Raw genomic sequence first — 12,861 nt, 5'->3', positions numbered from 1 at the left:
GCTGTCTGGCACCGGCTGCGCCGGTGTTCGCGGGCATGCCCGCTCCCACAGGGGGTCTGCGTTGGCTTGGAGTTGCAGCTGTACTTGCAGGAGCAGCTGTCTTTCTCAAAATTTGAAAAGCCTGCGCGATTCGTTGTGGGAGCGGGCTTGCCCGCGAAGCAGGCGACGCGGTGTCTGGCACCGGCTGCGCCGGTGTTCGCGGGCACGCCCGCTCCCACAGGAACCGCGTACAAACCGCCCCCCGATCCTGTCAGCGGCTTTGCAGAAACGCGCGAATGCGCTCGGCAGCTTCGATGCACTCGGCCAGCGGTGCAACCAAGGCCATGCGGACACGCCCGGCCCCCGGGTTCACACCATCCACTTCCCGCGAAAGGTAAGACCCCGGCACCACCGTCACATGCTGGACTTCGAACAGGTCACGGGTGAACTCGGCATCGTCGCCAGGCACCTTGGCCCACAGGTAGAAGCTGCCGTCCGGGCGCTGTACGTCCAGTACCGGCTGCAGGATCTCCAGCACGGCATCGTATTTGGCGCGGTACTGGTCGCGGTTTTCGCGCACATGCGCTTCATCCTGCCAGGCGGCGATGCTCGCCAGTTGGGTTTGCACCGGCATGGCGCAGCCGTGGTAGGTACGGTACAGCAGGAATGGCTTGATGATGTCGGCGTCGCCGGCAACGAAGCCCGAGCGCAGGCCCGGCAGGTTGGAGCGCTTGGACAGGCTGTGGAAGACCACGCAACGTTTGAAGTCGCTGCGGCCCAACTCCGCGCAAGCGCTCAACAGGCCGGGCGGCGGGGCGTCTTCGTCGAAGTACAGTTCGCTGTAGCACTCATCGGCGGCGATCACGAAGTCATGCTCGTCGGCCAGCGCAATCAGCGTTTTCAGGGTGTCCATGGGCACCAGCGCCCCGGTCGGGTTGCCCGGCGAGCACAGGAACAGGATCTGGCAGCGCTGCCAGACATCGGCCGGCACGGCGTCGAAGTCCGGGTTGAAGCCATTGGCTTCCAGGCACGGCAGGTAGTGCGGGGTGGCGCCGGCCAGCAGGGCTGCGCCTTCATAGATCTGGTAGAACGGGTTCGGGCTGACCACCAGGCCGTCATCGGCGCGGTTGACCACGGCCTGGGTGAAGGCGAACAGCGCCTCGCGGGTGCCATTGACCGGCAGGATATGACGGTCGGCGTCGAGCCAGCCGGCGGGCACGCCAAACCGCTGCTCGCACCACTGGCCAATAGCCTGGCGCAGCGCCGGCAGGCCGAGGGTGCTGGGATAGACAGCCAGCTTGTCGAGGTTGTCGGCCATGGCCTGGGCGACGAACGCCGGCGATTCGTGCTTCGGCTCACCGATCGACAGGGCGATGGCGCGTTTGTCCGCCGCAGGCTTCACGGTGCCCAGCAGGGCGCGGAGCTTTTCGAACGGGTAGGGCTGAAGCTGGGTCAAGGCATGGTTCATCGGCGCAAGGTCTCGTCAATCGTCTAATCGTTAAATGGTCAGGCGGCTCGGGCTGGTGTCGCTGCCTTGGCCGGCCTGCAGCTGTTGCACGATAGCTTCCTGCAGGCGGCTGCACAGTTGCGGGTCGGACAGCGGCTGGTTGTCGGCATCGGTGATGAAGAACACGTCTTCGACCCGTTCGCCGAGGGTGGCGATCTTGGCGTTCTGCAGTGACAGGTCGAATTCCAGGAAAATCCGCCCCAGCCGGGCCAGCAGGCCAGGGCGGTCGGGGGCGGTGATCTCGAGAATGGTCACCGGCCGTTGGGCATCGTTGAGGATGGTCACCTGTGGCGGGAAGTCGAAGTGCTTGAGCTGGCGGGGCACCCGGCGCTGAATGATGGTCGGGTAGTTCTCGGGGTTGCGCAAGGCTTCGCTCAGGCCGTCGCGAATCTGCCGCACCCGTTGCGGGTTGTCGCCAATCGAGCCGCCGTCGTTGTCCAGCACGATGTAGGTGTCGAGGGTGAACTGGCTGCTGGAGGTGATGATTCGCGCGTCGTGAATGTTCAGGTTCAGCTGCGACATGGCCGCTACTGTCACCGCAAAGAAGTCGTGCTGGTCCGGGGCGTAGATGAAGATCTGCGTGCCACCCTCGAACTCGCGCTGGGTGGTTTCCTTGATCAGCACCAGCGGGCCGCCATCGGCGGGCTGCTGCAGGATCGCATCACTGTGCCAGGCTACGTCGGCCGCAGTGTGCTTGAGAAAGTAGTCATCGCCCAGCTGCGACCACAATTGTTCGACGTCGTCCGGGTCGGTGCCCTCGCGCACCAGGATGTCCAGGGCGGCAGACTGGGTTTGGCGAATCTGCTCTTCGCGGTCCAGCGGGTTTTCCAGGCCGCGGCGCAAGGCCCGCTTGGTCTCGGTGTAAAGCTGGCGCAACAGGCTGGCGCGCCACGAGTTCCACAAGCTGGGGTTGGTGGCATTGATATCGGCCACGGTCAGCACGTACAGGTAGTCCAGGCGCGTTTCGTCGCCGACGTGCAGGGCGAAGTCGTTGATCACCTGCGGGTCGGACAGGTCCTTGCGCTGGGCGGTGGTAGACATCACCAGGTGGTTGAGCACCAGCCAGACGATCAGCCGGCTGTCCCAGGCGGGCAGTTGGTGGCGTTCGCAGAACTTCTGCGCGTCTACCGCACCGAGCTCCGAGTGGTCACCGTGGCGGCCCTTGCCGATGTCGTGGTACAGGCCGGCCAGGTAGATCAGCTCGGGTTTGGGCAGGCGCCCCATGAGCTTGCTGGCCAGCGGAAACTTCTCGGACACCGGTGTGTACTGCAGCTTGCGCAGGTGCTTGATGAGGTTGAGGGTGTGCGCATCCACGGTATAGATGTGGAACAGGTCGTGCTGCATCTGCCCGACGATCAGGCCGAACTCGGGCAGGTAACGCCCCAGGATGCCGTAGCGGTTCATCCGGCGCAGATTACGGTGTATGCCGATCTCGCACTTGAACAGCTCTATGAACAGGCTGGTATTGCGGATGTCGGTGCGGAACGTGTCGTCGATCAGGTGTCGGTGTTCGCGCAGCAGGCGCACGGTATCGGCGCGTACACCCTTGATTTCCGGGTGCTGGGCCATCAGCACGAACATCTCCAGCATGGCGAACGGCGTGCGCTTGAATACGTTCGGCCGGGTGGCCTCGATATAGCCGTCATGCAGGCGGAAGCGCGCATTCAGCGGCTGGGTGCTGCCACTGTCCTCGTCGGCGAGGATGACCTCCTCGAAGTGCTGGATGATCAGGTCGCACAGCTGGCTGATGCTCATCACCACTCGGTAGTACTGGGTCATGAACTGCTCGATCGCCCGCTTGGGGTTCTCGTCGTGGTAGCCCAGCAGTTCGGCCAGGCTGCGCTGGTGGTCGAACAGCAGGCGGTCTTCGGCGCGGCCGGCCAGCATGTGCAGGGCGTAACGCACCTTCCATAGAAAGTCCTGCGACGAGGCCAGCAGTTCGTTCTCGCTTTCCAGCAGGAAGCCTTCGCCAGCCAGTGCGAGCAGGTTCAAGGTGCCGTATTGGCGGCGCGCCACCCACAGTACGGTCTGGATATCGCGCAGGCCGCCAGGGGACCCTTTGACGTTGGGCTCCAGGTTGTACTCGGTGTCGTTGTACTTGTGGTGGCGGGCCTTGAGTTCGGCGCGTTTGGCCAGGAAGAACTCCTTGCTCGGCCACATGTGCGCGGTGCTGGTCACGTCCAGCATGCGTTGGCGCAACGGCTCCGGGCCGGCGATGGTGCGGCTTTCCATCAGGTTGGTGATCACCGTGAGGTCGGCGCGGGCCTGTTCGGCACACTCGTCCACGGTACGCACGCTCTGGCCGACTTCCAGGCCTATGTCCCACAGCAGGGTGAGAAACCGTTCGATGGCGTCGCGGTACTGTTCATGCTCGGCAGCGCCCAGGAGGATCAGCAGGTCGATGTCCGAATGCGGGTGCAATTCACCGCGCCCGTAGCCACCCACCGCAACCAGGGCGATGCCGCTGTGGTCCCCCCAGTCGAACTGGTTCCAGGCCTGTTGCAGGATATTATCGACCAGCCAGGCACGGGCCTCGATCAGCGGGCGAATGTCGCCGCCGGCGCGGAAACGCTTGTCGAGCACCTCGCCGGCCAGGCGGATGGCTTTCTTGAAAGCGGCGATAGGGCTCGCCTTGAGGGCCAGTTCCGCCTGGAACTGGCCGCGGTCGAACAGTTCGGGGTCCACCTGGGGCATCGCGTCACGTTCCTGTCGTGGGTTGGCCGGGATCAGGCCGAGGTGCGCGGGATCGTATCGTCCTTGCGCAGGGTGAAGATCTCGTAGCCGGTCGCAGTCACCACCAGGGTGTGCTCCCACTGGGCCGAGAGCTTGCGGTCCTTGGTGATGGCGGTCCAGCCGTCGCCCAGCACCTTGGTGTCGGCCTTGCCCTGGTTGATCATGGGTTCGATGGTGAAGGTCATGCCTTCCTTCAGTTCCATGCCCGTGCCTGCGCGGCCGTAGTGGAGGATCTGCGGTTCTTCGTGGAACACCTTGCCGATACCGTGGCCGCAGAATTCACGCACCACCGAGAAGCCGTTCTTTTCGGCGTGCTTCTGGATCACTTCACCGATGTCGCCCAGGCGGCACCCCGGCTTGACCAGTTCAATGGCCTTGTACATGCATTCCTGGGTCACCTTGGACAGGCGCTCGGCCCATGCCGGCACGGTGCCGACATGGAACATGCGGCTGGTATCGCCGTGGTAGCCGTCCTTGATCACGGTGACGTCGATGTTCAGCGTGTCACCGTCCTTGAGCGGCTTGTCGTTGGGGATGCCGTGGCAGACCACATGGTTGATCGAGGTGCAGATCGACTTCGGGTAGCCTTTGTAGTTGAGCGGCGCCGGGATGGCCTGCTGAACATTGACGATGTAGTCGTGGCACAGGCGGTCCAGCGCTTCGGTGGTGACGCCGGGCTTGACGTGTTCCTCGATCATTTCCAGCACTTCGGCGGCCAGGCGGCCAGCGATGCGCATCTTTTCGATGTCTTCTGCGGTCTTGATGGTAACGGTCATTACAGGCTCTCTACGGCGCCGTGCACGGCGCGAACAAACGGGAAAGGGCTTATTCTATCAGAGCGTCAGGGTGCAAGCTGCAAGTGGCAAGCTACAAGAAGAAGCGGATTGTGCGTCGGCTGCTGCTTTTGCTTGAAGCTTGCCACTTGCAGCTGTTTTTTCACCGGGTTCCGTTTGCCCGCGGTCTGTGGTATAACATGCGCCGCTTTCGGGCACGACCCCGTCAGCATTTAACCCACACACGTGTCGACACGATGACCTGGGTGCCCCGAGTTGCAGAATTCGCGGGTTGGTCATTGGGATACGTGGAGGCCCAACCCGACTTATCAAGGAACTATCATGTCCCAAGTCAACATGCGCGATATGCTGAAGGCCGGTGTGCACTTCGGCCACCAGACCCGTTACTGGAACCCGAAAATGGGCAAGTACATTTTCGGCGCGCGTAACAAGATCCACATCGTCAACCTGGAAAAAACCCTGCCAATGTTCAACGACGCTCTGTCGTTCGTAGAGCGCCTGGCCCAGGGCAAGAACAAGATCCTGTTCGTCGGCACCAAGCGTTCCGCCGGCAAGATCGTCGCCGAGCAAGCTGCTCGTTGCGGTTCGCCATACGTTGACCACCGTTGGTTGGGCGGCATGCTGACCAACTACAAAACCATCCGCGCCTCGATCAAGCGTCTGCGCGACCTGGAAACCCAGGCCGAAGATGGCACTTTCGCCAAGCTGACCAAGAAAGAAGCCCTGATGCGCTCCCGCGACCTGGAAAAACTGGATCGCAGCCTGGGCGGCATCAAGGACATGGGTGGTCTGCCAGACGCTCTGTTCGTTATCGACGTTGATCACGAGCGCATCGCGATCACCGAAGCCAACAAACTGGGTATCCCGGTTATCGGCGTTGTCGATACCAACAGCAGCCCGGAAGGTGTTGACTACATCATCCCAGGTAACGATGACGCCATTCGCGCTATCGAGCTGTACATGACTTCGATGGCTGACGCCGTCATCCGCGGCCGCAACAACGTTGCCGGCGGCACTGAAGTCTACGCTGAAGAAGCGGCTGCACCTGCTGCTGAGTAATAGGCGCTAGCGTCTACTTGGCACGCGAAAAGGGGGCTCTGCCCCCTTTTTGCCACCTTGAAATCCTGCTGTCAGCATCGGCCCCGCATCATGGGCCTGCTGGAATACAAGCAGCGGATTTGCAGAATTTAACGCCCGTGACCAACGGGTGGAATGGTTGAAAAACTTTCCAAGAGGATTTTGAAATGGCAGCAATTACTGCAGCGCTGGTCAAAGAACTGCGCGAGCGTACCGGCGAAGGCATGATGGATTGCAAAAAGGCCCTGGAAAAGGCCGGCGGCGACATCGAAAAAGCCATTGACGACATGCGTGCCTCGGGCGCCATCAAGGCCGCCAAAAAGGCTGGCAACGTCGCTGCTGAAGGCGCTATCGCGGTCAAGACCGACGGTAAATCCGCCGTTCTGCTGGAAGTGAACTCGCAGACCGACTTCCTGGCCCTGCAAGACGACTTCAAGAACTTCGTTGCTGAAAGCCTCGAAGAAGCCTTCGCCCAGAAGCTGACCGACGCTGCGCCGCTGATCGCTTCGCGTGAAGCTGCTCGTGAAGCCCTGGTCGCCAAGTGCGGCGAGAACGTCAACATCCGCCGCCTGGTGCGCGTTGAGGGTGACGTTGTCGGTGCCTACCTGCACGGCAACAAGATCGGTGCCGTTGTTGTCCTGAACGGCGGCGACGTCGAGCTGGCCAAGAACATCGCCATGCACGTGGCTGCGTCGAACCCTGAGTTCCTGGATTCGTCGGAAATCTCCGCCGAGGCCATCGAGCGTGAGAAGGGCGTGTTCCTGCAGCTGAACGCTGACAAGATCGCCGGCAAGCCAGAGAACATCGTTGAGAACATGATCAACGGCCGTATCACCAAGTTCAAGGCTGAAGCCTCGCTGAAAGAGCAGGCTTTCGTCATGAACCCGGAAGTCAAAGTTGGCGAGCTGGCCAAGAAAGCCGGTGCTGAAATCGTTTCCTTCACCTACTTCAAAGTAGGCGAGGGCATCGAGAAGCCAGTCGACGACTTCGCTGCTGAAGTTGCCGCTCAGGTAGCTGCTGCCAAGCAGTAAGACAGCCCCGTCTGTCGCCCCAAAGAGGCTGCCCGCTCACGCGCGCAGCCTCTTTGTCAAAGCGGGAGCGGTTTACAGAAACCGCTGCTCGCGGACGCAACCGTTGCGTCACGTTACAGTTACAAGCAGGCTCAAGCACCCCGCCAGAATTTTACAAACGCCGCAGGAGAGATTCGCAATGGCTCAGCAGGGCAGTGGTCATCAGGCTCGCTATAAACGCATTCTACTCAAACTTAGCGGCGAGGCCCTGATGGGCTCGGAAGAGTTCGGGATCGACCCCAAGGTCCTGGATCGCATGGCGCTGGAAGTCGGCCAACTGGTCGGTATCGGTGTTCAGGTAGGCCTGGTGATCGGTGGTGGCAACCTGTTCCGTGGCGCGGCGCTCAGTGCAGCCGGCATGGACCGTGTTACCGGCGACCACATGGGGATGCTGGCCACCGTGATGAATGCCCTGGCCATGCGCGACGCGCTGGAGCGGGCGAACATCACTGCCATCGTCATGTCGGCGATCTCCATGGTGGGTGTGACCGATCATTACGACCGTCGCAAAGCCATGCGTCACCTCAACGCCAAGGAAGTCGTGATTTTCGCCGCCGGTACTGGCAACCCGTTCTTCACCACCGACTCTGCCGCTTGCCTGCGCGCCATCGAAATCGATGCCGACGTGGTATTGAAGGCAACCAAGGTCGATGGTGTATACACTGCAGATCCATTCAAAGACCCGCATGCCGAGAAGTTCGATCATCTGACCTACGATGAAGTGCTGGATCGCAAGCTGGGGGTAATGGATCTCACGGCAATCTGCCTGTGCCGCGACCACAAGATGCCGCTGCGCGTCTTCAACATGAACAAGCCCGGCGCCTTGCTGAACATCGTGCATGGCGGCGCGGAAGGAACCCTGATCGAGGAAGTCCAGAAATGATCAACGACATCAAGAAAGACGCGCAGGAGCGCATGACCAAGTCCCTCGAGGCCCTGGCTCGCAACCTGGCGGCGATCCGTACGGGTCGCGCTCACCCAAGCATCCTGGATACCGTCAAGGTTACTGCCTGGGGCAGCGAGATGCCGCTGAACCAGGTGGCTGCAATCACCGTCGAAGATGCCCGCACGCTGAAGATCGTCGCCCACGACAAGAACCTCAGCGCGGCTATCGAAAAAGCCATCCTCACCTCTGACCTGGGCCTGAACCCGTCCAGCGCCGGTACCACCATTCGCGTGCCGATGCCGGCCCTGACCGAAGAAACCCGCAAGGGCTATACCAAGCAGGCCAGCGCTGTTGCCGAAGACGCCAAGGTAGCCGTGCGCAACGTGCGCCGCGACGCCCTGGCCGACCTGAAGAAGCTGACCAAGGACAAGGAAATCAGCGAAGACGAAGAGCGTCGCGCCGCTGATGACATCCAGAAGCTGACCGACAAGTTCGTTGCCGAGGTCGATGCTGCCTTCAAGGCCAAGGAAAAGGACCTGATGGCCGTCTGAGGCCGGGGTTTTTTAATGGAAAAGACCAAGCCAGCGGTGCCGTCCTCGGTGCCGCGTCATGTCGCGATCATCATGGACGGCAACAACCGCTGGGCAAAAAAACGCCTGCTGCCCGGCGTGGCCGGGCACAAGGCGGGTGTCGACGCCGTTCGCGCGGTCATCGAAGTCTGTGCCCAGTCCGGGGTCGAGGTGCTGACCCTGTTCGCCTTCTCCAGTGAAAACTGGCAGCGCCCGGCCGAAGAAGTCGGTGCGCTGATGGAACTGTTCTTCTCGGCCCTGCGCCGTGAGGCCAAGCGCCTCAACGAAAACAATATCAGCCTGCGCATCATCGGTGACCGCTCGCGGTTCCACCCGGAGCTGCAGGCTGCCATGCGCGAGGCCGAGGCGCTGACCGCCGGCAACAACCGCTTCATCCTGCAAATCGCTGCCAACTACGGCGGCCAGTGGGACATTGCCCAGGCCGCGCAACGGCTGGCGCGGGAAGTGCAAGCCGGGCACCTGCGCCCGGACGACATCACCCCTGGCCTGCTGCAGACGTGCCTGGCAACCGGTGAGCTGCCGTTGCCGGACCTGTGTATCCGCACCGGTGGCGAGCATCGCATCAGCAATTTCCTGCTGTGGCAGCTGGCATATGCCGAGCTGTATTTCTCCGACCTGTACTGGCCGGACTTCAAACACGAGGCCATGCGTAAAGCCCTGGCCGATTTCGCTTCGCGCCAGCGCCGCTTCGGTAAGACCAGCGAGCAGGTCGAGGCTGGAGCTCGTGCTTAATGCTTAAACAACGCATCATTACCGCGCTGATCCTGCTGCCGATTGCGCTGGGTGGTTTCTTCCTGCTCAACGGTGGGGATTTTGCCCTGTTCATCGGCTTCGTAGTGACCCTCGGTGCCTGGGAGTGGGCGCGCCTGGCCGGCCTGATGGCCCAGCCGCTGCGCATTGCCTACGCCCTGGTGGTGGCCGGGGCGCTGATGCTGCTGTACATCCTGCCGGAGCTGGCCCCCTGGGTGCTCGGCGCCGCAGTGATCTGGTGGGGGTTGGCGACCTGGCTGGTGCTGACCTATCCACGCAGCAGCGAGTTGTGGGCCAGTGCTGCCTGCCGGATGCTGATAGGCCTGCTGGTATTGCTGCCCGCCTGGCAGGGGTTGGTGCTGCTCAAGCACTGGCCGCTGGGCAACTGGCTGATTCTCTCTGTCATGGTGCTGGTGTGGGCTGCCGACATCGGCGCGTACTTCTCTGGCCGTGCATTCGGCAAGCGCAAGCTGGCCCCGCAGGTCAGCCCCGGCAAGAGCTGGGAAGGCGTGTATGGCGGGCTGGCGGTCAGCTTGCTGATCACCCTCGGTGTGGGCATAAGCCGCGACTGGGGCGTTGGCCAGGTGCTGCTCGGCCTGCTGGGTGCTGCGCTGCTGGTGATGGCCTCGGTGGTCGGTGACCTGACCGAGAGCATGTTCAAGCGCCGCTCCGGCATCAAGGACAGCAGCAACCTGCTTCCCGGCCACGGCGGTGTGCTCGACCGCATCGACAGCCTGACGGCGGCGATCCCGATCTTTGCCGTGTTGTTGTGGGCTGCCGAATGGGGTGTCATGTGACTCGCCCGCAACGTATCACCGTGCTCGGTGCCACCGGCTCCATCGGCCTGAGCACCCTGGACGTGATTGCCCGGCACCCTGATCGCTACCAGGCGTTCGCCCTCAGTGGCTATTCGCGTGTGGACGAACTACTGGCCCTGTGCGTGCGCCACCGCCCGGCGTTCGCCGTGGTGCCGAGCAGTGAAGCGGCCATGCGGTTGCGTGCAGGTCTGGCGGCGGCCGGTTGTGCAACCGAGGTGCTCGAAGGCGACGCCGGGCTGTGCCAGGTGGCATCGGCAAGCGAAGTGGACGCCGTGATGGCGGCCATCGTCGGGGCTGCCGGCTTGCGGCCCACCTTGGCAGCTGTCGAGGCGGGCAAGAAGGTCCTGCTGGCAAACAAGGAAGCGCTGGTGATGTCGGGGGCCCTGTTCATGGACGCCGTGCGGCGCCATGGCGCCGTGCTGCTGCCGATCGACAGCGAGCACAACGCTATCTTCCAGTGCATGCCTGGCGACTATGCCCGTGGCCTGAGTGCGGTGGGGGTGCGGCGGATCCTGCTGACGGCTTCCGGTGGCCCGTTCCGTGAAACGCCCGTCGAAGCGCTGATGGGGGTGACCCCGGAGCAAGCCTGTGCGCACCCTAACTGGTCGATGGGGCGCAAGATCTCCGTGGATTCGGCCAGCATGATGAATAAAGGGCTGGAACTGATCGAAGCCTGTTGGCTGTTCGATGCTGCGCCGGCCAAGGTCGAAGTGGTGGTGCACCCGCAGAGCGTGATCCACTCGCTGGTCGACTACGTGGATGGCTCGGTCCTTGCCCAGCTGGGCAACCCGGACATGCGCACCCCGATCGCCAACGCCCTGGCCTGGCCCGAGCGGATCGACTCCGGGGTGGCGCCGCTGGACCTGTTCGCCGTCGCCCGTCTGGATTTCCAGGCGCCCGACGAACAACGCTTCCCTTGCCTGCGCCTCGCGCGGCAGGCTGCCGAAGCCGGCAACAGTGCCCCCGCCGTGCTCAATGCCGCCAACGAAGTGGCGGTGCAAGCATTTCTCGAACGGCGTATTCGCTTCCCGGAGATCGCGGGTATGATCGAACAGGTACTCGAGCAGGAACCTGTGGTGCCCCTGCCTTCCCTGGACGCGGTGTTCGCCGCCGACCAGCGGGCCCGGGAGCTTTCCCGGGAGTGGCTGCGCCGCCACGGCCGCTGATGCAGGCTCGCTACGGTGCGTGAGGGGGCAGGGTATTGCCCCGCCCCGCTGAATATCATTCGGAGATGGACATGACAGCGCTCTACATGATTATCGGCACCCTCGTGGCCCTGGGGGTGCTGGTGACCTTTCATGAATTCGGCCACTTCTGGGTCGCGCGCCGCTGTGGCGTGAAGGTGCTGCGTTTTTCGGTGGGCTTCGGCACGCCGCTGCTGCGCTGGCATGACCGCCATGGCACCGAGTTCGTCGTGGCGGCTATCCCACTGGGCGGCTACGTGAAGATGCTCGACGAGCGCGAAGGTGATGTGCCGCCGGCGCTGCTCGGCCAGTCGTTCAACCGCAAGCCGGTAGTGCAGCGTATCGCCATTGTCGCGGCCGGCCCGATCGCCAACTTCCTGCTGGCAATCGTGTTCTTCTGGCTGCTGGCGATGCTGGGTACCCAACAGGTTCGCCCGGTCATTGGTAGCGTCGATGCCGGTAGCCTGGCGGCGTCCGCCGGGCTGGCCGCAGGTCAGGAAATCGTCTCTGTGGACGGCAAGCCGACCAGCGGTTGGGCGGCGGTCAACCTGCAGCTGGTGCGGCGCCTGGGCGAGAGCGGCACCTTGCAGGTTGGCGTGCGCGACGATGGCGCCAGTGCCGAGCGCCAGTTGCAGGTCAAGCTGGACAGCTGGTTGAAGGGCGCCGATGAGCCAGACCCGATCCAGTCCCTTGGGCTGCACCCATGGCGCCCGGCGATTGCGCCGGTGCTGGCCGAGATCGACCCGAAAGGGCCGGCTGCCGCTGCGGGCCTCAAGAGTGGTGACAAGCTGCTGGCGGTCGACGGCGTTGCCGTGACCGAATGGCAGCAGGTGGTCGACAGTGTACGTGCCCGGCCGGATGCCAAGGTGCAGGTCCGCGTGGAGCGCGACGGTGCTGCCCTCGACGTGCCGGTGGTCCTGGCCCACAAGGGCGAGGCCGTTGCCGGGTACCTGGGCGCCGGGGTCAAAGGTGGCGAATGGCCTGCCAGCATGCTTCGCGAAGTCAGCTATGGCCCGCTGGAGGCGGTGGGCGAGGGCTTGTCGCGCACCTGGAACATGAGTGTCCTTACCCTCGAATCGCTGAAGAAAATGCTGTTCGGGGAGCTCTCGGTAAAAAACTTGAGTGGACCGATAACCATTGCTAAAGTGGCGGGCGCTTCAGCCCAGTCCGGCATCGGGGATTTCCTGAATTTCCTCGCCTATCTGAGCATAAGCCTGGGGGTTCTTAACCTGCTGCCCATCCCGGTACTCGATGGGGGGCATTTGCTGTTTTATCTGGTCGAGTGGGCGCGCGGTCGTCCGCTGTCGGATCGGGTGCAAGGTTGGGGGGTCCAGATCGGTATCAGTTTGGTCATAGGGGTGATGTTGCTCGCCCTGATCAACGATCTGGGTCGACTATAAAGCTTCGCTCAATTGCGAACCCGCCGTTTTTTCACGGCGGGTTGTTTATTGCCAGTTGGAATAAAAGGACTTC

At 62.8% G+C, this 12,861-nt stretch carries 11 protein-coding genes; 8 read left to right on the top strand and 3 right to left on the bottom strand.

The annotated features are described in order from the left end of the window. Positions 1–250: 250 nt before the first annotated feature. Genes dapC through map form a run of 3 tightly spaced genes read right to left on the bottom strand, consistent with a single transcriptional unit; the run spans position 251 to position 4,995 of the window. Positions 251–1,447: a succinyldiaminopimelate transaminase gene (dapC, locus tag APH30_RS03750; RefSeq protein WP_054911715.1), complete on the bottom strand. Its 1,197-nt coding sequence runs from the start codon at positions 1,445–1,447 to the stop codon at positions 251–253. Between the two features lie 30 nt (positions 1,448–1,477). After that, positions 1,478–4,180, bottom strand: a complete 2,703-nt coding sequence (locus tag APH30_RS03745; protein ID WP_009686956.1) for a [protein-PII] uridylyltransferase — start codon at positions 4,178–4,180, stop codon at positions 1,478–1,480. A gap of 32 nt (positions 4,181–4,212) precedes the next feature. Continuing rightward, positions 4,213–4,995 (bottom strand): type I methionyl aminopeptidase, encoded by a 783-nt coding sequence (map, locus tag APH30_RS03740; protein ID WP_009686955.1) that lies wholly within the window; start codon positions 4,993–4,995, stop codon positions 4,213–4,215. Positions 4,996–5,334: 339 nt separating this feature from the next. Here map and rpsB point away from each other — a divergent pair, with 339 nt between their 5' ends. The 8 genes from rpsB (at position 5,335) to rseP (ending at position 12,788) form a co-directional block, all read left to right on the top strand. Beyond that, positions 5,335–6,072 carry a 30S ribosomal protein S2 gene (gene rpsB, locus APH30_RS03735; protein WP_003252287.1) on the top strand — a complete coding sequence of 246 codons (738 nt, stop codon included), beginning with the start codon at positions 5,335–5,337 and terminating at the stop codon, positions 6,070–6,072. Positions 6,073–6,257: 185 nt separating this feature from the next. Next, a complete protein-coding gene (gene tsf / locus APH30_RS03730; protein WP_009686951.1) occupies positions 6,258–7,121 on the top strand; it encodes a translation elongation factor Ts in 864 nt (287 codons plus the stop codon). 178 nt (positions 7,122–7,299) lie between these two features. Further along, positions 7,300–8,043, top strand: a complete 744-nt coding sequence (gene pyrH, locus APH30_RS03725; protein ID WP_009686950.1) for a UMP kinase — start codon at positions 7,300–7,302, stop codon at positions 8,041–8,043. Further along, positions 8,040–8,597, top strand: a complete 558-nt coding sequence (gene frr / locus APH30_RS03720; RefSeq protein ID WP_054911714.1) for a ribosome recycling factor — start codon at positions 8,040–8,042, stop codon at positions 8,595–8,597. The genes pyrH and frr overlap by 4 nt, the downstream gene beginning before the upstream one ends. A 15-nt stretch (positions 8,598–8,612) precedes the next feature. After that, positions 8,613–9,368, top strand: coding sequence for a polyprenyl diphosphate synthase (uppS, locus tag APH30_RS03715; RefSeq protein WP_009686947.1), 756 nt, complete (start codon positions 8,613–8,615; stop codon positions 9,366–9,368). After that, positions 9,368–10,183 (top strand): phosphatidate cytidylyltransferase, encoded by an 816-nt coding sequence (locus APH30_RS03710; protein ID WP_054911713.1) that lies wholly within the window; start codon positions 9,368–9,370, stop codon positions 10,181–10,183. Before uppS ends, APH30_RS03710 begins: the two co-directional genes overlap by 1 nt. Beyond that, positions 10,180–11,370, top strand: a complete 1,191-nt coding sequence (ispC, locus tag APH30_RS03705) for a 1-deoxy-D-xylulose-5-phosphate reductoisomerase (protein ID WP_029886982.1) — start codon at positions 10,180–10,182, stop codon at positions 11,368–11,370. Before APH30_RS03710 ends, ispC begins: the two co-directional genes overlap by 4 nt. 71 nt (positions 11,371–11,441) lie before the next feature. Then, complete coding sequence (gene rseP, locus APH30_RS03700) at positions 11,442–12,788, top strand: RIP metalloprotease RseP (protein ID WP_054911712.1); 1,347 nt, start codon at positions 11,442–11,444, stop codon at positions 12,786–12,788. Positions 12,789–12,861: the final 73 nt, after the last annotated feature.

It is taken from the genome of Pseudomonas sp. NBRC 111127, assembly GCF_001320345.1.
Classification (GTDB): Bacteria; Pseudomonadota; Gammaproteobacteria; order Pseudomonadales; family Pseudomonadaceae; genus Aquipseudomonas; species Aquipseudomonas juntendi.
Note: the sequence above shows the minus strand (reverse complement) of the source record. Positions and strands in the feature narration are given on the sequence as shown.